Source organism: Treponema parvum (assembly GCF_017893965.1).
In the GTDB taxonomy this organism is placed as follows: Bacteria; Spirochaetota; Spirochaetia; order Treponematales; family Treponemataceae; genus Treponema_D; species Treponema_D parvum.
This window is the reverse complement of record NZ_CP054142.1, coordinates 2,554,487-2,577,665: the sequence shown is the minus strand read 5'-3', so window position 1 is coordinate 2,577,665 and position 23,179 is coordinate 2,554,487. Positions and strand designations below refer to the sequence as shown.

Here is a 23,179-nt window from a genome sequence, read left to right as displayed (position 1 = left end):
AAATTTCTTCGAATGCCGTTTTTTTAAGGAAGGATAAAATTTTACCGTCTGCTCCGCAAGAGCATCTTCCGGTGATGGCATCGGACCGGTATGTATCGGCTGCAGCTGGAAAGCGAGCAGTGGTCGGCATAATAATTGTTAATGAATAATTGGTAATGCGTAATTGATAAGTAGGGGGATTTCTCTATGAATAATAAACAAAACCGGCCGGCGGAAAATCCGGCAAAAGAACAGCCGGCACAGCAAACGGCGGAACGCAATCCTGCAAAGCAGCAGACTATCAAGCGGCTTTTAAGCTATGCGGGAAAGAGCAGATCTCTTTTGTCGCTGTCGCTTGTGCTTTCCGGCTTGAGCGCTCTCGTCGGTTTTGTGCCGTACATTATGGTATTCTTTGTAATGCGCGATGTGATTTCCTCAGTTGCGGCAAAAGAGGCGGTAAACGCCGCCGCCCTTGCACGCTACGGACTGTGGGCCGTCGGTTCGGCTGCGGCGGGCTTTGTGCTCTATTATGCGGCGCTTATGCTTTCGCACGCGACCGCGTTTACGATTCAGGAAAACCTTTCGATTCGGATGACCGAAACGCTTGCGGAACTTCCGATAGGTTGGCATATCACGCATGTGAGCGGTAAAGTGCGCAAGGTGTTTGAAAAAAACGTCAATCAGCTTGAAACGCTGATCGCTCATAGCCTGCCCGATACCGCGCAAAATACGGTTTCTCCCTTTGCGATACTCGTTCTCATGCTCGCTTTCGATTGGCGGCTGGGGCTGGTGTCCCTGCTGCCAATCGTGCTTGCGTTCGTGCTGCAAATGCTTTTAATGCGCATCAGTTCAAGCTCGGGCTTTATGCAAAAATATGAAGACGCGCTCGAACAGATGAATAATGCCGGCACCGAATACGTGCGCGGTATTTCGGTTATTAAAACCTTTAATCAGTCCGTCTACTATTTTAAAAACTTCTACACCTCGATTATGAATTACAAAGAGTTCGTGCACAAATATTCGATATCTTGGGAAAACGGGTATTCGATTTTTCTCGCGCTCATTAAAGCGGGCTTTTTATTCCTGCTGCCTGCCGCGCTTTTGATAGCGGGAACGGCAACGCTCGATGCGCGTTTTTTTTACAGCTTTGTGTTTTACCTTGCCTTTGCACCGGTTACTTACACCATGCTGATAAAAATCATGTACTCAAATACCTTTCATCAGCGGTCGAACGATGCACTCAACCGTATTGAAGATATTTTGCAGGCGTCGCTGACCGAAGAACCGGAAAAATCCGTGCTGCCCGAAAAATACGATATAGAATTTAAGGATGTGGTGTTTTCCTATAAAACGGAAACGGCGGGATCTGCGGAAACGGACACGGGGAACTCAAACCCCGACGGCGATAAAATGCCGCAAGCCGCCGGCCGCCCCGCAGTGAACGGCATCAGCTTGCACATCCCCGAGCATTCGCTTACCGCGCTCGTCGGTCCCTCAGGCGGCGGAAAAACCACCCTCGTCAATTTGCTCGGCCGCTTTTGGGAAATAGATTCGGGTTCAATCAGTATCGGCGGTGTCGACGTCCGCGACATTAAAACAAGCGACCTTTTGCACACCGTCGGCTTTGTGTTTCAGGAAAATAAGCTTTTTAAAGAAAGCATTTTCGAAAATATCCGCTACGGCAAAAAAGACGCAAGCCGCGAAGAAGTGACGGAAGCGCTCCGCAAAGCCGAGTGCATGGACATCATCGAAAAACTGCCTGCCGGTATCGACACCGTCTACGGCACCAAGGGCACATACGTATCAGGCGGAGAAGCTCAGCGGCTTGCCATTGCCCGCGCGCTTTTGCAGGACGCACCGATTATTGTACTTGACGAAGCGACCGCCTTTGCCGACGCCGAAAACGAATACAAAATCAAAAAAACATTCGACGTACTGCTCAAAGACAAAACCGTCATTATGATCGCTCACCGCCTCTCTTCGGTCGTAAACGCCGATACAATCTGCGTTATCAATGAGGGCAGGCTTGTCGAAACGGGAACGCATGCCGAGCTGCTCGAACGCAAAGGCCTCTATGCCGGCATGTGGGAAAACTTCCAAAAAGGTATCGAGTGGAAGGTGTAAAAAAGGTTTGTAGTATTGTAGATGTTTTTTGCTTTCTACGAATAAACTTGAAAGAACTTGTCGTTGGGCAAACATACATGGATATGCGTCGTTTCATGTATGCGTTAGGGATTGGAGGGGCGGCAAAACCGTTCCTGACCGAGCGGTGCGCGAGAGAAGGAATGGAGCGTAAGCGGAACCCCGTAAAGCCCGACGGTTTACGCAGTAGGCGTAAACCGGAGCGCCCAAAATAATTACCAAATTTAAACTGCACTGTAATCCGTATATTGATTATTTCAAGGAATATCGGCTGTCTTAGCGCTGATTCTCAAGCCGCGGATGGATATTGGAATTACCTTGTAGTACTTTCAAAATTTTGAAGAAACGTACAAATATTAATTAATAAGTATTGAAGAAATGCACAAAAACCGATAAATAAATCTTGAAGAAACGCATAAAGTTTGATATTATACCTAATATATGATTTTCAAAAGAAAGGCATATAATAAACTTCTGGATTGGAAAAAGCATTATGCCGATCGTTATGCGGTATTGCTCGAAGGTGCACGACGGGTCGGCAAATCAACACTTGCGGAAAATTTTGCCAAAAATGAATACAAATCGTATATTCTTATCGATTTCTCAAAAAATGCGGATAACATCATAAAATGCTTTGATGACATAGGAAACCTCCCTCTCTTTTTTTTACGATTGCAGGCAGAAACGGGTATAACACTGTATGAACAAGAATCCCTGATTATATTTGATGAAGTGCAGCTTTTTCCGAAAGCACGGCAGGCAATCAAGCATCTCGTGAAGGATGGGCGGTATCATTATCTGGAAACGGGCTCGCTGATTTCAATCAAGAAAAATGTGAAAGATATTCTCATCCCGTCGGAAGAAATGAAAATACAGGTTCACCCGATGGACTATGAGGAGTTTTGCGGAGCTGCAGGCTATGACTACGCATTGTTACAGCAAATTTATGAAACAGAAAACGCAATCGGTCAAGCGACAAATAGAAAATTGATGAGAGATTTCAGACTGTATATGGCAGTAGGCGGTATGCCGCAGGCAGTAGATGCATATATTCGCGGCAAGAATTTCACTGAAATTGATCAGATAAAACGCCAAATTATTACGTTATACGAAGATGATTTTAGAAAGCTCGATCCGTCAGGAAGAATATCGGCAATGTATCATGCCATACCGGCACAGTTGGCGAAAGGGGCAAGAAAATATAGAGTAACATCGGCCATCGGTAAAAGAAATAATACGAAGTCTGAAGAGCTTCTTTATGAACTGATTGATTCGAAAACCGTACTGCCATGTTATAATACAACCGATCCGATGGTAAGCCTGGCGGACACAAAAGACTTTGACAGCTACAAACTCTATCTTTCCGACACAGGCTTGTTTATCACCTTGATGTTTATTGACAGACCTGCAGTAGAAAACGAACTTTATAAAAAGCTGCTTTCGGATAAATTGCCTGCCAATTTGGGATATCTCTATGAAAATACGGTTGCTCAAATGATTACTGGAGCAGGCCGTGAACTGTATTATCACACATGGGAAAAAAGCGGAAGCACCCATTATTACGAAGTTGATTTTTTGATTTCAGACGGCAGTAAAATTACGGCCTTTGAAGTAAAGTCATCCGGAACCGGAAAGCACGAATCGATCATTGAATTTGCAAAAAAGTTTTCAGCAAATATCGGCGCTCTGTATGTATTGTCTCAAAAAGATGCGGTAACAAAGGGAGCGTTGCAAAAGAAACCGGTATATTTGACGCCGTTTCTTGTTGAATATCGGATTTAAACAATGCAATCAAATACGTCAGGCACACTTTGTATGGTATCATAAACATGCTATAGTATCGGTAAACAAGGGATGCTCATGAAAACGATCAGATTATTATATCCCGATTATGTAAGCGGCGGACTGGAAACGTACTATTTCGGCTCGAATTTGCTTGCGCGTATTTTACCGCAAAACAACGCGCATCCGCTCATAAAAGTCGCAATCCTACCGCCCGACGGAACGCGAAAACCGATAACGGACGGCATCTACGGAAAAGATGAAGTACTCGGCTGTATCAAAGACGCGGCGGAAATAAAAACTGCCGCGCAAAAATACGGCGTAACGCCCGCGCAGCTGTGCATCCGCTATACGCTTGAGCGCGGTTTCGTTTTGCTTCCGAAAACCGCAAACGCCGATCACATGAAAAGCAACGCCGAACTCGACTTCGAAATTACAAAAGAAAAGATGGCATCGTTTTCCGCGTTAAAAAACTTTGTCGATTACGGCGACGACAGTCGCTTCCCCGTATTCAGCGGAAAGTAAGAAGTATGTAAGCGATGAAGAAAAAAACTTATAAGTATGATTCTCATCGTGCTGTGTATCGCTGCTGCTTGTGCACTTGATATGGGAGACGGAAAGAATACGCAAGATTCAAAGACAAATATAATATAATGTGGAAAATATCGATGAAGCCGTTAAGGAGTGTAGCGCACAGTGGCAAACGAAACAAGGGACAAAAAAATACTCAGCGAACTGAAAGCGATAACAAAAGACAAAACGAATTGGCGCACTGCGATTGATGATGTCGCGGCAAAACTCGGCGACGGGTATTCAGTGAACGTAAAAGCAAAAGCGTTGTGGCTTCTCGGTGAAATGGGATTACGGTATCCGTTACAGATGCAGCCGTATATTAAACAAATTGCCGGCTATTTGAAAGACGATAATCCGAAACTGCGAGGGCGCTCGGTAAACGCACTGGGGCGGATAGGCAGGGCGGATAAAAGGTTGATACTTCCCTTTTTTGATGCATTGATGAACATGCGCTCCGACACGGCGGAGACGGTACGGCTGGCGTTTGTGTGGGCTTGCGAAAATATTGCAACGAATGCGACGGAACTGTTTTGCGATAAATTAGACTTGTTCTATGAACTGATGACGGACAGGGGAGAGCGAGTACGAATTGAAGCACCGGAAATGTTTCGGGTGATGGGAAAACGGCTGCCGCATTCGGTTGAACCGTATTTAAAAAAATTAGAATGGTTTGCGGAACATGATCCGCAAACCGTTGTCCGCATTCATGCGAACGGTGCAATCCGCATAACGAAAAAAACATTGGAGAAAAATAAGTATGCCGCAGATGAGTAAAGGTGGAAAATATATTTTCGGTTCTTTAAAATTCGGCAAGCGAAAAGATTATCAAATCTTGAAGGTTGCCGAATTTTCTGTTTCGTAACGGAGTGAGAAACAGCATATTATAAGCGATGTTTGCGCTTGCGCAAACTCGGCATTTAACGAGAGCGCGCTATTCCAGCGCTCGAAGTTAAACCTTGGGCCGTGATACGCGAAAACGGAAAAACAACTTTTCCGACACCAGCGGTAGAAGAATATAAGCTGCAAAAAGAACAGCATATTTACATCGTTTCCGGCAGCAAGCAAACAGGAGGATTTTGTGTGATGAGCGAACCGCTGCTTTTCCGCTCAAAGCTGAATCACATCCTAAAAGAAAATCCCAATTTGGCGGATAGGACACTAAAAGAGGGCGAATTAATTTCATATAAAGGGATAAAATACGGCTGGCTTACACTGAAAGATAATGGAGTGCGCCTTTCAAACTCTTTAATGCAAACGCTGGATATAAAAGTCGGGGACAAATTGTTGGCAATTCGAAGCAGCGATATCGCTTTTACTATGGGTGCAAAGGGCACGTTGATACAAAAAGCGCATCAATACAAGGGAGAGATAGAAGTTTTTTAATTACAAATTATTTTGCAAAGTATTTTTTACTTACTTGACTTAACCTGAACTTTCTTATATTGCCGGCCGTCCGCTCGTTGATGCGTATAACAAATCTGTTCGATAGCTCCGTTGTCGAACAGATTGACGAGTTCTAAATCGCGCAAATAGCACGATTTAGAACATCGCATTTTAAGGTACCCTATTCCGAAACTGAAGTTTCCGAACAGGTTTAATGAATGGCTGAAAACACGGGGCAAGCGAAAAAACAATAAACTTTTATGGGAGTATACGATGACGGAACTTGAAGAATTGGACTCGGGACTCGACTATTGTTTTTTTGACGATGAAGTGGTTCAGCGTAAAGAGCGGGCGCTGAAAGGCTGTCAAAAATACAATGCGATCGATCCTGCCGATTATAAAAGTCAATATGCGGCGCTCAAAGAGTTGCTCGGCTCGGTCGGCAAAGCCGCTTACATACAGCCCTCTTTTAATTGCGATAACGGCAAAAACATCAGCGTCGGTGAAGATTTTATCGCCAATTACAATGTAACCATTCTCGACATCGCTCCCGTGCATATCGACGATTACTGTATGGTATGGCAGAATACGCTTATTTCGACGGCGGGGCATCCGCTTTCGCCGAAAGGCCGCCGTGCAAAAATGGCAAACTCAAAACCGGTAACTATAGGAAACGACGTATGGATCGGCGGCAACTGCACGATTTTACCGGGCGTAACGATCGGCAACAATGTCATCATCGCGGTGGGCGCGGTAGTAAAAAAAGACATTCCCGACAACTGCATTGCCGCCGGCGTTCCCGCAAAAGTGATAAAACAATTGGAAAACGATATTGAAGACTAATATTTTACAAGGAGAGCAGATACGAGTGAATATGTTAGGAAGTCGGTAGGAAATGCTCTAAGGGATATTAGTAAAAAATTTCCGGAGTTAATTAAAGCTGAATTCAATAACTGGAAGTTAGAAAGCAAAGAAATAAATCAAGTTTATAAGTTGGCGAGTAAATTTATCAGCTGACAAATTTGAATTTTCCGGTTTGGTAAATTTTTATTTTCTGCTCGTTTGGACTAATAAATACGGAATTGATGAATAGTTAATATTTAAAGGAGAATGCTGAAGATGATAATAAAAAATGAAATTCCTATACTTGAATATGATAATTTTTCTATAGAGGTAATTAAACCAAATCATGGTTGCGAAGAGTTGAAACTTCCAGAAAAGTGCGTGTTTGCTTTCTTAGGAAACTGCGTAGATGAATTCGCAATGAATAACAATGCAATAATTGCCGAAGAATTTGAAAATTGCTGTAGAATTATAAATATATATGTGGTTGAGTATAAAGGGCAAAGAATATGTCTTGTTCGTCCTAATATTGGTGCACCTGCGTCCGTTCTGCTTTTGGACAGGCTGATTGCTTGTGGTTGTAAGAAAATAATTGCAACAGGTTCTTGTGGGGTTCTGAGGGATATAAAAGAAAATACATTCCTTATTCCTACAAAAGCATTGAGAGATGAGGGAACATCATTCCATTATTTACCACCATCCCGATATAAGGAAAAATTGTAATTTTATCTATGTAAAGACTACGACAAATTTCAGTTTGCCTAACTCAAACAATCCGCATACAAAAGGGCTCGCTATACGTTTTTGATATAGCGCTATGCAAAACTTTTATTTATTATAAAAAAGTGTATGAAGCCCCTTTTGCTCAGTTTGCAATCATGGAAGACAACGCGCACCGTCCGAGGGAGGGCGAAGCGGAAGTCGCATGGAATTTTTTCAGGAATTTTAAACGCAGCCGAACCGGAAAAATCGATCCCGTATTTGAAGAAGAAAAAAACATGGAAAAGGTCAGAGCTTTTTTGCATACGCACTTGAAATAATCAAATCAAGAGGTTACGCTGAATACGGCTTGAACTTGCGCTCCCGCGGCGGATGCGTTTTTTTGCAGCTCTCTATGGGGAACCGGATGAATATTGAAGCGATCATTATCGGCGTTGCGTCTCTTGCAATTATCGGACTTTTTCATCCCGTCGTTGTAAAGTGCGAATATTATTTTTCTGCTAAAGTGTGGCCGGTTTTTCTTGTTGCAGGCATTGCGTTTTTGGCGGCGGCGCTGTTTTTGGACGGTATCGCCGCATATGTTCTTGCGCTTATCGGCACGGCGTGCCTGTGGAGCATAGTCGAATTGAAAGAGCAGGAAAAACGCGTCGAGCGCGGTTGGTTTCCGAAAAACCCAAAAGGAAAACATTGATCGAACGGCAACCTGCAAACGGAATTTGCAAGTTTTTGAAAATAATCCTGTTTGAATTTAAGAATGGGAATTAGTAGAGTATGTGGAAACTTTTTGCATTTCTTTCAGCGATATGCGCTGCCTTAACTTCGATTTTTGCAAAATACGGTATGAAGGATATCAATTCAACGCTTGCAACGGCGGTGCGGACGGTTATCGTGCTGCTGCTGGCATGGAGCATCGTTTTTATCAACGGCAATATAAGGGCCATAAAAGATTTAACGAGGATGAATTGGCTGTTTCTTATCCTTTCGGGGCTTGCGACGGGAGCGTCGTGGCTTTGTTATTTTAAAGCGATACAGATGAGCGAAGTTTCAAAAGTCGCTCCGATCGATAAGCTGAGTATCGTGTTTACGCTCATTCTTTCGGCACTGATTTTACACGAGCGGCTGACACTAAAGACGATGTTGGGCGGCGTTCTCATAACGGCGGGAACGCTGTTGTTTTTATGAACGGCGGAAGGGATTGTAACTGTGCGCTCCCGCGCACAAAAACGGCATTCTCGGAAATTGAAATTTCCTCGCATGTCGTTTTTTTACGAACCTTTGTTATCTTCCACGTCAGGGACGGATAAAATTTGCGCGATAAGGAGTTTTATTTATGAGAAGGATCGACAGAGCTGTAACGGATAACAGGCAAATACAATCGATTATAGAGAAGTCAAAGGTTGTACATCTCGGGATGATCGACGACGGCCGGCCGTATGTGGTGCCGATGCAATACGGTTTTGTGTTTACCGGCGGACAGCTGACCTTATACCTGCACAGCGCAAAGGAAGGGCGGAAACTCGACGTTATCAAAAAAAATCCGCGCGTTTTTATCGAACTTGAAACAGATGTCGCGCTTGTTTCAGGAGGCGAAGTTCCGTGTAAATACAGTTCGGAATATGCGAGCGTTATGGGAGACGGCACGGCAGTTCTTGTTGACGACGTAAAAGAAAAGATTTTCGGCTTAAAGCTCATGATGAAAACGCAGACCGGCAGAGATTTCGAAATATCCGAACAGATGACAAAATCGGTTGCGGTCCTACGCATAGACGTTCCGTGCGTAACGGCAAAAAGCAGAGCTAAGGGTTAATTATGATGAATTCATTTTTAGAAGCTCTTTTTTTGCCGGTTGGGTAAAAAGGAGGAGGAACCTATTTGTGCATGAATGATAAATCAATGGATAAAACATCCGCAAAAAAATCGACGGAAAACAAACAGGCGCATCTTCCGGTGATGGGCGTAGGGCCGATGTGCGTTGCGGTTATGGTTGCGTTCACCGCCATAGGCATTGCGCTCGTAAAATTCGGTGCGCTTGCAGGCGGCAATGTAAGCGGTATGCCCGCGGCCGTTCTTTTTACAATTGCAGGAATATTGTGCATTTCCGGCGGCATTGCATTGTGGTGCGCTGCGGTATTCGGAGCGCGGATCGACGCCAAAATAAAATCGAACCGGCTTGCGACGGACGGCGTGTATGCCCTTGTGCGAAATCCCATTTATTCCGCTTTTTTATTCATCTGTACCGGAACGCTGCTGTTCTGCCGGAATCGGTATTTGTTGATTTTGCCGCCGCTCCTTTGGCTGTATCTCACCGTTTTTATGAAGCTGACGGAAGAAAAATGGCTTTCAAAACGCTTCGGCGACGAATATTCGGAGTATTGTAAACGCGTCAATCGATTTATTCCGTGGAAAAGATCGGGGGTGAATTTGTAACCGGTAATGTGTTCCTCATGAAGGACTTGGCTATTGCGGAAAATCGGAACAGGATAATATGTAATTAAAGTTTCGCTTATCTTGAAAGTCGCTTTACATTGTAAACGGCAAGGTTTCATTATGCTTCTGCAAGCTGCGATAATTTTCACGACGTCTTGACATCGTTGTTTTTTTGTATTAATATAATCGGACACGACGCAGGGTAGAGCAGTTGGCAGCTCGTCGGGCTCATAACCCGGAGGCCGTTGGTTCAAGTCCAACCCCTGCTAAAAATGTAAATCTTTGTGTTACAAGGATTTACGACACCACCAATCCCAATAAAGTAAGGCTTGGCGTGACATCAAATTACTAATTTAAGTAAACAGTTTAAGTAAAATTCAAACACTTGTTTACGGTCTTAGTGAGGTGTCTATGGCTAAGCCTTATTCATTAGGATGCATCCCCATTGAAAATTTTTTGGAAAATTGCCAAGAACGCTCAAACTCAAGATATTGCAGATCGGCTTAAGGGAAGGCGCAGTCGACTGACCTGAGCGAAGCGAACGACGCTCATGCCGAAAGCATGGCATTATTGTCTGATATTTCGAAACCGGCACGGCTATTTACCCCCGATGCGCCGACATTATTCTCGGATACAGAATAATTGATGTCAATAAAGAATTTATCGACGCCCAGAACATAAAAAAGGCTATGTCTTTCGGAAATCCGGTTAACGGCGAAAAAAGTATTGGCGCGGCGCCGAGAATTGTTGTTATTGTTGTTGATAATATGCTTCTAATTCTTTCGTTCAGGATTTTACTTGTTTGAATTCCGGACATCGATAAATAAATCGAGTTGTTTATTACGATTCCGCTTGAAATTGTAAGACCTATCAAGTCTCCCGGATGAAGAGGACTTTTGGTTATGAATTTAATTAAAAACGGGATGAAGGCGGAAGCCGGAATTATTGAAATCATTAAAAGCGTTTTTTTGAAATTTTGAGCGGCTGCAGTTAAATATAAGAATATTATTGCAACTGAAAAAAACGTTAAAACAATCAACCTAAGATATTGCTCTTTCAGCTTTTCTATTTCCTTTGAAAAGTGATAATCGTATCCTTTGGGAAAACCGATATGTCTCATCTGTTTTTTCAACTCGTTAACATTTTTTGTAGTGCTCGTTCCCGCCCGCTTTATTGTAAAAAAAGCGCATCGTCTGCCGTTTAATCGATAAATCTTTCCGTTTCCTTCTTTTACCGTAATTTCACCTAAGGCTGACAATTTTACATTGCTTGTTTTTGTCGGAATCGGAAGATTTTTGAAATCCTGCAGTTCAAGGTTTCTTTTTGCGGAGGACAGAATTCTTATGTCATATTCATTGCTGTTGCGAATCCATTTGTCAACAACGGGGCCGAACAGCATCCAATGTAATGTGTTTGCAATATCTTGCGTGCTAAGCCCCAAACGGGCATTTTTCCGAGCATCGATTTTAAGTTCAATTTCTTTCGGATTTTGCTTGAAATTCAGTACGGTTTCAATATTTTGCGGGTCTCTTGAAATGAATTCGGAAGCTTTTGAAGCCAATTCGCGGCATTTTCGGTTTTCTTCGCCCGTAACTGCAATTTCGAATTCCTGTGTCCTGCGGTTGTTTAATTGATTCAAATTTTGAATAAAAATCATTCCGTCTTCTGCAAGGGAAGAAAACGAAAGAATTTTTTCAGCCAGCGTTTCTTTTGAAACATTTTCCGAATTAAAACCGATTTCGATTTGAGCGTTCCCCTGCCTGCATTCGCTTATAATAAAATTCGGTCGAACGCTTTTTTCAATTTGATCTGAAATATTTTTTACATAGCCGTCGATAAAAGAAACTTTTTTTTCAGGCGGATATTCTATCGAAACATACAAAATATCGCTTTCCGCCTCTTGGGTAATGTTTTTACCGGAAAAAAGCAGAAAAAAGAAAGGCAAAACACACATCAGCGCATAAATTATCGAAACCGGCTTTGAATTGTTTTTTTCAGGCGGTAAAAGGATTTTCAAAAACGCTTCGGCCCGTTTTTTAATCGGCTTGAGCAGACTTATCGAAAGAAAATTGCGCTTTTTTTGTACAAAGATAAAGCAAGGGAAAAAAACTGTCGCTATAACAGTTGAGTTGCAAAGCATTAAAACAATTACGGTTAAAATCGAGCGGATTCCCTGGACGATGTAATTTGCGTTGTACAGCGGGATTATTGCCAGAAGCGACGTTATTGTTGAAGAAAACAGCGAAGGAAGCAGAAATCTACACTGCGACGCAAAATGTTTTTTGCTTCGGCAAAGTTCCGCCTGTTCCGAAATTACAAGCATAGGATCTGCGATCAGACCGATTGAAATTGACAAACCTGAAAGACAGTTTGCATCAAGACTTATACCAATGGTTGAAAGCTGAAGAATTGTCCAGAAAATCGTAAACGGAATTGAAAGCAAAATCAGAAAAATTGTTTTGAATTCCGAATAAAACAGCGGAACAACTAAAATTAAAAAAAAGTAGCTTTGCAGAATTGCCAAAATCAATCGCTTTATAAGTTTTTTTTGAATCGCGCCCTCGTCGGTAATTATCGCGTAGTTTTCTTTCGGAATGCCTGATTTTTCAAGGATTTCATTACATTGCTTAGCGGTTTTTATGATATTTGCATCGGAAGAAGCCTTTATTTGAATGGAAACAGCTTCTTCTCCGTTAATTCTGACGATTTCTTCCTGCTCGCGGTTTGAAAAATCAATATCCGCAATCGTGTCGATCGTAATATATCGTTCGTTGAGCTTTACCGGCAATTTTCGGATCTGTTCTATAGTTTGAAGTTTTGTGTCGAATTGAATTTTATGATCATTTTGCGGAAGATGCAAAACGCTTCCCGAATAAACTACATTTGCATCCTGAACGATTTGGGCAAAAACCTGAGGATTTAAATTTTTTGAAACAAGAATATCCGGATCAAATTTTACGGTAAGTTCTTTTACCGCGCCGCCGGCAACAATTACGTCCGCAACGCCTTGAATAGATTCAAATTGCTTTTTAATAGTTGAATCTATAAATTGTCGAAGCGAGGAAAGGTCTTTTCGGGAAGAAACCGTAAAAGAAAAAATCGCTTTGGAATCGTTTTGGGCGGAATAAATTCTGGGTTTTTGAACTGCGGAAGGCAGTTCCGCATATAAATTATCAACAAGGTTTCGCAAGTTCAAATATATTTTTTTTGAGCTTATGGATTTGTCAAACCAAGTCGTAACGGCTGTTTTACCGTTTTCGGAAACCGAACGCATTTCGGCAAGACCTGTAATCTCTGTTATTTTCTCTTCCAGCGGAAGCGTAATTGTTTTTTCAAGTTCTCCTGCGTCCATGCCGAAATATTCAAACTCAATTGTAAAAACATTATACCGGCTGTCTGAGGCCTTGCCGAAATTTATTCCCCGCCCCGTAAAAGAAAAAATCAGGCAGATTATTGCAAAAATGAACAGCGGCAGCTTTTGTTTTGCATACCATGAATTCATTTTAAATCCTCCCGTTTTGATAAGTTTTTACGCTTCAAGACGGGAAGCAGCAGAAGCGGAAAAATAAAAAGCGATAGGGCAAGTGAAAAAATCATTCCGCCGATGATCGTCAGCGCGACCGTTGATTGTGTTGAAGTATTTTTCAAATCAACGGCAAACGGAATCAACGAAATGATAGTCGTAAGATTTGTGAGAAGCAGCGCCTGAAGTTTTGAAACGCAGCATTTTATAATATCCTGTTCGGTTGAAACTTTTTCCTGCGAACATTTTTCATACAGAATGATCGAATTGTTTACGACGCTTCCGAAAAGCACGACCATAGCAATAACCGTGTTGATATCGGGATTTTTTTGAAAAATCGTAAGAAAAATGAACGCGCCGGACAAAGCCGCCGGCAAGGCTGCAAGAAGCAAAAGCGGAATTAAAAACGATTCGAATTGCGAGCCTAGTACAAGGTAGAGCAGAACAAAAACTACGATCAAAAGGAAGGCGCTGTCGCCCCAAAGTTCTTTTATTTCCTGCTTTTTAAGATTTTCACATTCAAAACCATTAATTTTAAGCTGTGAAAGTTTCTGATCCTGCGGCGCTAAAATTTTTGCCGCTCTGCGATTATACCGATAAAGTATCTTTTCATTTTGCTGTTGTGAAAAACCGCCCAAAACATGAAGCGGAACGGAAGTTTGCCCGATTTTTACAATCAGATTTTCCACATCCCTAAGCGAAGATATATCGTCTTTTTTGTATTTTACGACAATAGGAATATTCTTTCCGTCCTGATAAAATATTGAGGATTCAACGCCTTCTATCGCGCTTCGGGTGATTGAAGCGCTGTACAGCGCGGTGAGTGAAAAACGTGAAAGCGCAATTCTGTCCGGTGTAAAAACATATTCGCTGTCAAAACTGTCCGGGAAGATCTTGAAATCGGCTTTCCCTACGTTTTGCATGGAAGCTTTTAACGAAGAGCGGTTTTCCGAAGTGAATAAAAATTCATTTCGGCTGGTCTTTATTACTTCGGAAAGTAAATCCGAAGTGGAAATTGAAAAAGAATCAAATCCTGCCGAAGCGAATACGTTTGAAATATGATTTTTGTAATTGAGATCCGGTTTATTAAGAAAAATATCAAAATGAATTCTTTCGCGATTGATTTTAGGCGATGAAAGCAGGACAGTATCGCTGTCTTCGATTCCGCCTGAAACCGCAACCGCTTTTATCGATTTTTGCTCAAAAAGTTTGTTTGTAATAAAAACGGCTTTGCTCCTGAGGTTTTCAAGCGTTATTCCGGATGGAAACGTTAAGTCCGCAGAAACAGTATCGGAAGCAAGCGAAGGCAAAAGCGAAAATTTTTGTGTTTGAACGCATATTGCGCCGGAAAAAAGACAGAAAACGCACAAGAGGACGGCTTTTATTTTTTTGTGAAAGAGAGAAGTCAGCTGATCCCCATAAAGTTTTTTTGCTTTTAAGATAAACCCTTGCTCTGCAAAACAAGCGAACCCGTTTTTACTCATAAGCATGTAAATCGCCGGAACAAGCGTAAAAGAAAGCAGCCATGAAGCTGTGATTGACGAAGTAATTGCGATCGCCATCGATGTAAAAAGCTCGCCCGAAAGACCTTTTATAAAAAAGAACGGAACAAAAACGATAATTGTAGTAAGGCAGGATCCCGTATTTGAAGAGCTGATTTCCGCTACAGCTTGAACGACGGTTTCGGCCTCTGCCTCTTTGTCGGAAGTATTTTTTGATTGAATGTTTTCTATTGCGACCGCGCTGCAGTCTATTACCATGCCTATTCCGATTGCAATTCCTGAAAGCGACATTACGTTTATCGTTTGACCGGAAATCGTCAACACGATTATCGCAAAAATTGAAGTCAGCGGAATAACGGAAGCGAGCAGAAACGAAAGTGTAAACGATTTGAAGAAAAAGAAAACCACTGCGACCGTTACGATAAAGCTGAAAAATGCGGAAATGCAGAGTTGTTTTAAAGAAGAAGAAAGATATTCCGCGCGGTCTTCGATTATTTCAAATTTAAAATATTCTCCGAGCGTTGCGTTTAAGTTGTTTATTTGCTTTTTTACCTGTCTTGAAACCGAAAGCGGGCTTGCATCGCTTCGCTTTTGTATCGATATGCAGATACATTCTTTGCCGTTCAGCAAAAAAAATGTTTTTTTCTCTTTAGTGCCTTTTTGTACGGAAGCGATAGACGACAGGTTTAAAACTCCGCCGTTATTGTATTGCAGCGGAGTTTCGAGAATATTCTTAAGGCTCGTAAATAAACCGTTTGTCTTTACGGAAAGTTCTTTTTCGCCGTCGGTTAAAGTTCCCGCAGGATATTCAAAATTGTAAGATGCAAGAATCCCGGCGATTTCTTCAAGCGTAAGGCTTTTGCTCTGGCTTAATTCTTTGCCGACGAGCACGTCAATCTGTTCTTCTTCGCCCCCGCTTACGTTCACGGAACTTACGCCCGTAATTCGCTGCAAAAAAGGTTTTATGTGATTTATACAGGAATAACGCGCATATTTTAAATCTTCGTCTAAAGGAATTACGGCGATCGTCATCGTACTTTTTTGCAGATCCGCTTCTCTTACTTCCGGCTTGCCGCATCCTGAAGGAAGGCTTTGGAAGCACGCGTCGATTATTTCACGGCTTTGGACAAGAGCCATGTCTATATCGCTTCCCCATTTCAATTCAATTGAAACAACGGAAAGACCGTCGCGTGAAACGCTTTCCGTTTTCTTCAATCCTTTAAGCGAAGCGAAGGCTTCTTCTACGGGAATTGTAACCATTTCTTCAATTTCGGCGGCGGAAATTCCTTTATATTCGGTTGAAACGATCATGTTCCTTCCGCTTATGACGGGAAGAAAATCCGTTGTAAGTGAAAAAACGCAAAGAATTCCCGTAAGAACGGCGGCGAGCGTAAGCATTAAAACCGAAATAGGATGATAAACGCAAAAACCGATCAATTTTTTCATTTGTTAAAACTTAAGGAAATTCCTTCCTTAGCAGGATTGCCCAGATTGTCCTGAATTGTCGATGAAAGATTTAAACTTACAATTCCGCTTGAATCTTTATTTGTAATTTCCATCGTGTATTTTACGATACTTAATTTTCCGGGCGTCGAACCGACAGCTTGAATTTGAGTTGCGATCGGAAGACTTGAAAAATCGCTTTGCGGAACAAGGCTTGCGTTTTTGAGAACTATGGAAAAGCAGCCGTTCACAGTTGAAATTGTAAAGCCGTCCATCACGGTAAAAAGATTTACGTTCTGCGCATTGGCTGAAATTCTGAAAACCAGATAAAGAGTGCCGTTGGTTTCCGTGTTTTTGGGATAAAAAACGGGATCCAGCGGAAGAAATGAATATTCGGTTTGTTTGGACAAAGTTTTGTAGGCGGAAGAAGAACTTTGGAAAAAAGCGCTTTCAAATAAAACCGGCCTGTTGTTTTCATTGTCGTATGTAAACGAAAAATTATGATCGGAAGGAATTTTATTTCCGTAATAATCCGAAATTCCTTTCTTTACATGAAGCGTGTATGTTTTTCCCCATTCGGCATCGGACGGAACCAACGTAACTTTTTGACGCGTTTCCTTGTTGATTCGAATTGAATAGGATAGCGGAGGATCAATTGAAATAAATCCTGAAACGGAGTCTGTCCGTACAGGCTTTGTAAAATTGAGTTGTATTTTAGAATTTAGCGGGACGTCGTTTGTCGAAGAATTTTCAGTAAATTCTATGGCGGCGCCGCCTTCGGAAACGCTTTGCACCGATAAAACCGCTTCCGTTCGATCAAGGTCGTAATAAAATATTGAAACATAATCTTCTCTCGGCGAATTACGATTTTTATCTTCGAGCGAAGTTGAAACTGTTAGCGTATAGCGCTTTTGCTTTTCAAGACTCTGAGTAGGAATCACATGCGCTTTTGTGTCATTGTCTGAAAAATCAATCAGGTAATTAAACGCGGGAGAAACGCTGAACGCGCTGTGGAAAGTTTGAGTGTTTATCGGAACGGAAAAAGTAAACGTCAGTTCAGAAAGCGTTCCCGTAATTTCCGCTTCTTTTGCAGGAAATTGCGAAACGATAAAGGGAATTTCCGAAGAGCTTCTTGTTGAAAAAAAATACGAAAAATCATGCATTAAAGAGCGTCCTTCGATATCTTCTATCTGTGTTGAAAGAATAACCCGATAGTCGTAATTTTGACGGATTCCGTTTACAGGGAAAAAGTGAACCGTCGTTCCTGAAAAAACATAGGTTCCGTTTAACGAAGCTTTGTCTTCGGTAATCGAAAAACCTCTTTGAAAAGACGATTCGTCGGGGCGCTCCGAAAACGAAACGGAAACTTTTTGTAAGTCGTAAGTTACGGATTCCACTTTAAGTTCAGGAAGAAGCCTGTCCGCGCAGCCTGAAATCGCCGGCAAAATCAAAATGGGTAATAAAAGAGAAAAAATTCCGGGAATAAAACTAATAAAGCGCTTTAAGTTTGGGGTTTTAGAATTACGCATAAATCTTTCTCCATAAATTGTCCGCATCCGGTATTGATTCCGTTTGCTCCGCCTGTAATTTGAAGCTTGTAAAAAGTTTCCACGCTTGCGGTGCAGGGAGTAAAGTTTTCCCAGGTAAGGCTCAGTAAGGTTCCTGCCGAATTCCATAGGATTTGAGTTTGAACCGGTGTCTCCGATGAAAGAGGAAAAAGCAGTCCAAGGCTTACTTGTTTTACGGCGGAAGATCGTTTTGAACTTTCTATCCGGGCGGAAAACAAAATGCTTACCGTAAGTTCATATTTGTTGTTTAAGTTTTTTGTAATCGTGAACGGAACTGCGTCCTGAGTTGAAAAATCAATTTGAGCCGAATCGAGAGATATCTGCCTAACTTCAAGATAATCTCCGTACGGCGTAAAATACAAAATTTTATCTTCGTATAATGAAACGGAATGAGTATCGCGGACGGAAGAATTAACCGTAAGTTCATACTTTTGTTTTATCGAATACATCTGAGTCGGAATAAAGGCGAAGCAAAAACCTTCGTCGTCCGTTTGCTTAAAGTAGCCTGCCGCCGGCGGACTTAGCGAAATTCCCGATTTTACGGAATCGAATTCCATCGGTTTTGAAAAGACAAAACCGATCGCTTCTTTTTCCCGTATATTCAAATCAAGTTCCTGTTCCAAAAGAAACGTTTCTTGGCCTCCGATCAGCCTGACAGGGCAGATTTTTTGCAAGACGGGAATTTCCGTATCGCTGAAAGGTGAAAAGCTCGCCGACTCGGATGTTTTGTAAAAATAGCCGTCGGCGGATTTTAAGTTTTTAAAACTCCACGTATAAAGCGTGTTGTAAGCCCATGGGGCTTTCGGTTTTATTGAAACGCTTTTGTTATCGGAAGAAAATACAGTTTCCGTTTCAAGGCTCGGCGAAAGCGTAAAATTTTCCGTAAAAGAAGCCTGATCGAGAGCTTTGTTGAAACAAAAAAGCAGGCTGTCCGTTTGATTTATGGGCGACAGCGTCGAAGAGCTTTTTAGAAAAATCAGCTGCTCGGAAATCGATCCGTACATAAAAGTTCGTTCAATCGAAACGGAAACCCGACTCGTGTTTATCGTAATCGTTCCGCTGCACGAAAGATGATAGTTTTTGCCGTTTTGCCACGAAAGTGCAGGCTTTATGCTGAGCGTCTTCCCGTTCCAGGAATAAATCAATTCAACGGCCCTTGAGTCTACCTGAAGCGAAACGCACTTTTCCGCCTGGTACTTGTCCGGTTTTGATGTAAAAACGAATTCAATCGTCTGGCCTGAAAAAGTATTTTCGGTTGAACTTAAAGAGCAGCTTACGCCTTCTTCATCGAACGTAATCAGTTTGCAGGAGCTTAAAAATGCGGAAAAAAGCAAAAACAGAATGAGGGTTTTAGTTCGTAACGACATTTTCACCTTCCTTAAGAAACGGAGACGGCTTGTCGATAACAACAGTTCCTTCTTTTATGCCGCTTTTAATCCAAGCCTTGCCGTTTTCAATTGAATCGATTTCTACGTTCTGTAAAACGACACAGCCGTTTTTTACCGTATAAACGATGTTCCGATTTTTATCTTGATTGCTTTGAATTACCGCCGTTTCGGGCAGCACGACAAATACAGGATTGTCCGTCTGTAAAATCGTGCTTTTTACGAAAATTCCGGGCTTAATCGAGCGGTCAAAATTATTTAAAAGCGCTTTTACCGTAAAGTTTCCGCTTTGAGGGTCTGCAAACGGAGATATTTCCGAAATTACGGACGAAAGAGATTTATTAATGGAAGGAAGCTCTATATTTACGGGAGTTTCTTCATGATATTTTAAAATGTCTTTTTCCTGGATCGAAAAAACCGCATAAACCGACGACGTGTTTAAAATCGTAAAAACGGCGGCGTTCGCAGCGACATATTCGCCTTCTTCAAAATTGCGCGCGCCTATAATTCCTTCGACGCCGGCTTTTACAGTCAACTCTTCGATTAAGCGGTTAATCGATTGCAGGCTCTTTTCCGCATTGCTCACGCTCGCTTTTGCAGACTGAATTTGCGCCTGAACGGACCGAGTGTTAAGTTTTACCAGCAGTTTGTTTTTTTCCTCTATGGAATCGGGAATTGCATAACCCATCAAAACTATGTCACTGTCCGTAAGACCGAGCGAAGAAATTTGCTTTTCCTTTTTTGCAATATCGATTGAAGTTTTTTGCGATTGAAGCGACAATTCTTCGCTTTTAAATGAAACGTCGGTTATGCCGCCCAGTTTGTGAAGTTCTTCGTTATTCCGGTGAATCTGACATGCGTTTTCGTATTCGATTTCTTTTTGCCGAATCGAAAGCTCCTGTTTTTCGAGTGAAAGAAGCCGGCTTTGCACCGAAAGTTCTTCTTCGCGCAACTTGGAAAGTGCAACGGAAAGAGAGGCCTCGGCTGAACAAAGCGCGTTTTCGTACTGTTCTTTCTGGTTTTCCATCTGGACGTTTCGCAGAACGGCAAGTTTCTGGCCCTTCCGTACAAAATCGCCTTCTTTTGCAAAAAGATTTTGTACGGAACCTTCGACAAGAGACGAAACGTCGTGTTTTGTCTTATACGAAACCGTTCCGAACGTAGAAATTTTCGTATCCTTCGCTTCTTCTTTTGCAATGACCGTGTTTACGCTTGCAGCTCTGAAAGTCTGTGCAGAATCGTTTTTTTTAGAAAAACATGAAGTGAAAATAAAAAAAATCGGCGGCACGACGAACAAAAATTTACCGGCACGCATTTATCAACTCCTTAAAACTCATTCCGGTCATAACCGAAATTGAACGCTCGCTTGCAACGGCGGCGACTGTTGTCCGAATCAAAGAAATTTTTGTGTTGGAAAGCTCGATCAACTGCTCAACATAGTCAATCGGCTTTAACATACCCTGATCCGTCTGCAGCTTTGAAAATTCAAGCCGCTCCTGCTGCAATTCAAGCGTCCTCTGAAGGATTTGTATTGAACGTAAATAATCATCGTGGGTTACAAGCAGTTCGTATAATGCTGAAAAAAGCTGTTTTTCATAATTCTGTCGTTTAATCTGTTGCTGCAAAAGCGTAAGGTCTGAAATTTTTTGATCGGTAAAATATGTCGTTCCGGAAGGAAATGAAGAATCCGCGCTGTTTGAAACGCCTGTGAGTTTTTTTCTTGTATACGTGTAATTGTTTGAAACGGAAAGCGGCGCAAACGGAATATTTTGAAAGCTGAAGCTCATCTGTACCGAATACCTCGGATTTGAAAGAGGATAATCTTCGCCTGAAAAACTGACGGAAGGTTTTACGGTAAAAACGGGCAAATACCACGCGTCCTGAACTTGCTGTCGCTTTCGCGAAAAAGAGATCATGACGTCCTCTTTTTGAAGTTCAATGCTCGAGTTTTTTACAATGTTCCAGATCTTGTCCGTAAAAGGTTCGAGTTCCGTTTGAAGCGCTTCAGGATTAAGCTCGTCGGCCAGTTTCAGTTCCGTCGTTTCTTCAATTCCGGTCGCAAGTTTTAAAATTCTTTCTTGAACTTTGCAGGAACGGCGCGCGCTTTCCATCTCATTTTGAATCTTTAAAGCCGAAGTTAAAAACTCAAGATAATCGGTTTGTAAAAGCATTCCGAGAAAAGCCCTTGCTTCCATTATTTTTAATTCGTCCTGAGTTTTTTCATAAAGTTCGGTCTTTATGAGAAGCTGCCTTGAAGCGATGAGACAGTTGTAATAATCGTTTATAATTTCCGACTCAAAGGTTTTTGCCGATTGAAGATTTTCTTTGTAGGCGTAAACGGCCTGAATGTTTGCAAGTTCGTAGTTCATTTTGCGCGCCGGGTTAAAAACATTCTGGTTCAGGCTGAATTGAAGACTTTTTGTACGCGAATCGCTTGCGTTAAACGAAACGGAATTCGATTCGGAAAGAGAAACGCTCAGTTGGGGAATATATTCCTGAATGTTGATCTTCGTCTTTTTCATGTTTGCAAGAACCATTTCTTTTTCGATAATTCTTTCGCGCGAGTTTTGCTTTGCAAAAACAACTGCGTCTTCGGCCGAGTTAAAAACAATCTGACTTCGGATTTTTATAGAACAGCACATAAAGCAGATGAAAAATCCTGTAAAAGCAACATTTTTCATTTTTGTTTTTTTGTTTTTTCCTTAAAATATGTGTTTAAAGCCCTGTTTAAATATCTGTGCTGAACAGCAGCCGAAAAAACGGTGTCCATGCCGGATGTGTATTCGGAAATAACGGATACTTGCTCTCCTGTTTGCTTTTCCGTAAAGATAAAATTGAAGAAAATCGCATTTTTAATTGAAGCGTTTTGCAAAAACGAACGCTGATTTACAAAAATGCTAAGGTAAACCGTATTTTCAGCCGATTGAGTTGACTGCGCCGATTGCGTTGACTGAATTGACTGATCCGATTGATTAAAAATGCTTGACTGCAGGTAGTTTTTTGCAAGCGTCGAAAGCTGTTCGCTTACGGCTTTGTCCGGCACCTGATCGATTACAACCTGAGCGTCAAAAAAATCAACTTCACAAGTGCGAATGATTTGCCTATCCAAAAATGCAATACTTTTTCCGGTTGTACAGGAGGTGAACAGAAAGTCTGAAACACAGAAAAGCAAAAGTAAAAAACTCAAACCGAATCGATTCAATCTGAAATGTTTTTTCATAATATGTCGTCTCCGTTTTTTAAATGAGCTATCGCCCTGTCGATGCTCTCTTCGTCGCTTGAAAGATTTTTTGCTTTTTCAAGATAGTCGATCGCACGGTCCCGCAGGCCGAGCTGAAGCCAGACGGCCGCAAGATCTATGTAGACTTTGTTTCCGTCCTGCAAAAACCGTTCCGCATGTTTTTGCATGGAAAGACGCAGGTTAAAATTGTTCTGTTTTTGGGCAAGGAGCGCATAAAGGTAATAAACGCGCCAGTCCGTGTTGTTAAAGGAAAGTTCCGTGTCCAAAAGCTTTTTCGCTTCGTCATATTCCTGCGCTTGAAGCAGAATCCTTATTTTCCAGATACGCGCTTCCGTGTATTCGGGATATTGTTTTACGAGCTTTTTAATTGTTTTTTGCGCAAGAGAGTTTCTATCCTGAAAATAAAAAACTTTTGCCTGTAAAAGTCTTGCCTGATAAAAATCGCGTTTCAGTGAAATCGATTTTTCCGCAAAATCAAGACAGGAATCAAACTTTTGATCTCCGTACTCGTCTACCGCCTGGACGTAGATTTTTTGAGCAAGTTCTTCTTTTTCCCGATTCTGTGCGCAGCCGAAAAACAAAAGAGAAATTAAAAGCAAAGCGGGTAAAATCGCCTTCGGCGAGTTTTTCAAGCTGCCTAAATCATTAAAAAACAATTTTGTTGCCAT

20 protein-coding genes and 1 tRNA gene are annotated in these 23,179 nt (G+C 41.9%); 13 read left to right on the top strand and 8 right to left on the bottom strand.

Annotation, left to right across the window (positions count from 1 at the left end; translation table 11 throughout):
* Positions 1–186 precede the first annotated feature (186 nt).
* The 13 genes from HRQ91_RS11340 to HRQ91_RS11280 all read left to right on the top strand — a co-directional run bounded on the left by HRQ91_RS11340 (position 187) and on the right by HRQ91_RS11280 (position 10,118).
* Entirely contained in the window at positions 187–2,103 is a 1,917-nt protein-coding gene (locus HRQ91_RS11340) for an ABC transporter ATP-binding protein (RefSeq protein ID WP_210119634.1), read from the top strand.
* 459 nt (positions 2,104–2,562) lie between these two features.
* A complete protein-coding gene (locus HRQ91_RS11335) occupies positions 2,563–3,903 on the top strand; it encodes an ATP-binding protein (RefSeq protein WP_210119633.1) in 1,341 nt (446 codons plus the stop codon).
* 78 nt (positions 3,904–3,981) lie between these two features.
* Positions 3,982–4,428 (top strand): aldo/keto reductase, encoded by a 447-nt coding sequence (locus HRQ91_RS11330; protein ID WP_210119632.1) that lies wholly within the window; start codon positions 3,982–3,984, stop codon positions 4,426–4,428.
* A 171-nt stretch (positions 4,429–4,599) separates the two neighbouring features.
* Positions 4,600–5,250 (top strand): sister chromatid cohesion protein PDS5, encoded by a 651-nt coding sequence (locus tag HRQ91_RS11325; RefSeq protein ID WP_210119631.1) that lies wholly within the window; start codon positions 4,600–4,602, stop codon positions 5,248–5,250.
* 309 nt (positions 5,251–5,559) lie between these two features.
* Positions 5,560–5,859, top strand: a complete 300-nt coding sequence (locus tag HRQ91_RS11320) for a hypothetical protein (RefSeq protein ID WP_246473230.1) — start codon at positions 5,560–5,562, stop codon at positions 5,857–5,859.
* A 273-nt stretch (positions 5,860–6,132) separates the two neighbouring features.
* Positions 6,133–6,702, top strand: coding sequence for a sugar O-acetyltransferase (locus HRQ91_RS11315; protein ID WP_210119630.1), 570 nt, complete (start codon positions 6,133–6,135; stop codon positions 6,700–6,702).
* A gap of 276 nt (positions 6,703–6,978) precedes the next feature.
* Positions 6,979–7,425, top strand: coding sequence for a phosphorylase family protein (locus HRQ91_RS11310; protein WP_210119629.1), 447 nt, complete (start codon positions 6,979–6,981; stop codon positions 7,423–7,425).
* Between the two features lie 122 nt (positions 7,426–7,547).
* Complete coding sequence (locus tag HRQ91_RS11305; RefSeq protein ID WP_210119628.1) at positions 7,548–7,742, top strand: hypothetical protein; 195 nt, start codon at positions 7,548–7,550, stop codon at positions 7,740–7,742.
* Positions 7,743–7,828: 86 nt separating this feature from the next.
* Positions 7,829–8,113 (top strand): DUF4491 family protein, encoded by a 285-nt coding sequence (locus tag HRQ91_RS11300; protein ID WP_210119627.1) that lies wholly within the window; start codon positions 7,829–7,831, stop codon positions 8,111–8,113.
* 80 nt (positions 8,114–8,193) lie between these two features.
* The gene (locus HRQ91_RS11295) at positions 8,194–8,604 is read left to right on the top strand and encodes an EamA family transporter (RefSeq protein WP_210119626.1); all 411 of its coding nucleotides are present in this window, start codon (positions 8,194–8,196) and stop codon (positions 8,602–8,604) included.
* A 148-nt stretch (positions 8,605–8,752) separates the two neighbouring features.
* The gene (locus tag HRQ91_RS11290; protein WP_210119625.1) at positions 8,753–9,229 is read left to right on the top strand and encodes a pyridoxamine 5'-phosphate oxidase family protein; all 477 of its coding nucleotides are present in this window, start codon (positions 8,753–8,755) and stop codon (positions 9,227–9,229) included.
* Between the two features lie 71 nt (positions 9,230–9,300).
* A complete protein-coding gene (locus tag HRQ91_RS11285; protein ID WP_246473229.1) occupies positions 9,301–9,849 on the top strand; it encodes a methyltransferase family protein in 549 nt (182 codons plus the stop codon).
* Positions 9,850–10,045: 196 nt separating this feature from the next.
* Positions 10,046–10,118: transfer RNA gene (locus HRQ91_RS11280), tRNA-Met, on the top strand.
* Positions 10,119–10,450: 332 nt separating this feature from the next.
* Here the strand turns inward: HRQ91_RS11280 and HRQ91_RS11275 are convergent.
* The 8 genes from HRQ91_RS11275 to HRQ91_RS11240 are packed head-to-tail and all read right to left on the bottom strand — an operon-like array spanning position 10,451 to position 23,179.
* Positions 10,451–13,351 (bottom strand): efflux RND transporter permease subunit, encoded by a 2,901-nt coding sequence (locus HRQ91_RS11275; RefSeq protein ID WP_210119624.1) that lies wholly within the window; start codon positions 13,349–13,351, stop codon positions 10,451–10,453.
* On the bottom strand, positions 13,348–16,320 hold the full coding sequence (locus tag HRQ91_RS11270) for an efflux RND transporter permease subunit (protein ID WP_210119623.1): 2,973 nt from the start codon (positions 16,318–16,320) through the stop codon (positions 13,348–13,350). The genes HRQ91_RS11275 and HRQ91_RS11270 overlap by 4 nt, the downstream gene beginning before the upstream one ends.
* Positions 16,317–17,846, bottom strand: a complete 1,530-nt coding sequence (locus HRQ91_RS11265; protein WP_210119622.1) for an Ig-like domain-containing domain — start codon at positions 17,844–17,846, stop codon at positions 16,317–16,319. The genes HRQ91_RS11270 and HRQ91_RS11265 overlap by 4 nt, the downstream gene beginning before the upstream one ends.
* Positions 17,819–19,252: an Ig-like domain-containing domain gene (locus HRQ91_RS11260; RefSeq protein ID WP_210119621.1), complete on the bottom strand. Its 1,434-nt coding sequence runs from the start codon at positions 19,250–19,252 to the stop codon at positions 17,819–17,821. The genes HRQ91_RS11265 and HRQ91_RS11260 overlap by 28 nt, the downstream gene beginning before the upstream one ends.
* Positions 19,236–20,585: an efflux RND transporter periplasmic adaptor subunit gene (locus tag HRQ91_RS11255; protein ID WP_210119620.1), complete on the bottom strand. Its 1,350-nt coding sequence runs from the start codon at positions 20,583–20,585 to the stop codon at positions 19,236–19,238. The genes HRQ91_RS11260 and HRQ91_RS11255 overlap by 17 nt, the downstream gene beginning before the upstream one ends.
* Positions 20,572–21,951: a TolC family protein gene (locus tag HRQ91_RS11250; protein ID WP_210119619.1), complete on the bottom strand. Its 1,380-nt coding sequence runs from the start codon at positions 21,949–21,951 to the stop codon at positions 20,572–20,574. Before HRQ91_RS11250 ends, HRQ91_RS11255 begins: the two co-directional genes overlap by 14 nt.
* Positions 21,948–22,490: a hypothetical protein gene (locus tag HRQ91_RS11245; RefSeq protein WP_210119618.1), complete on the bottom strand. Its 543-nt coding sequence runs from the start codon at positions 22,488–22,490 to the stop codon at positions 21,948–21,950. The genes HRQ91_RS11250 and HRQ91_RS11245 overlap by 4 nt, the downstream gene beginning before the upstream one ends.
* Entirely contained in the window at positions 22,487–23,179 is a 693-nt protein-coding gene (locus HRQ91_RS11240; RefSeq protein WP_210119617.1) for a tetratricopeptide repeat protein, read from the bottom strand. The genes HRQ91_RS11245 and HRQ91_RS11240 overlap by 4 nt, the downstream gene beginning before the upstream one ends.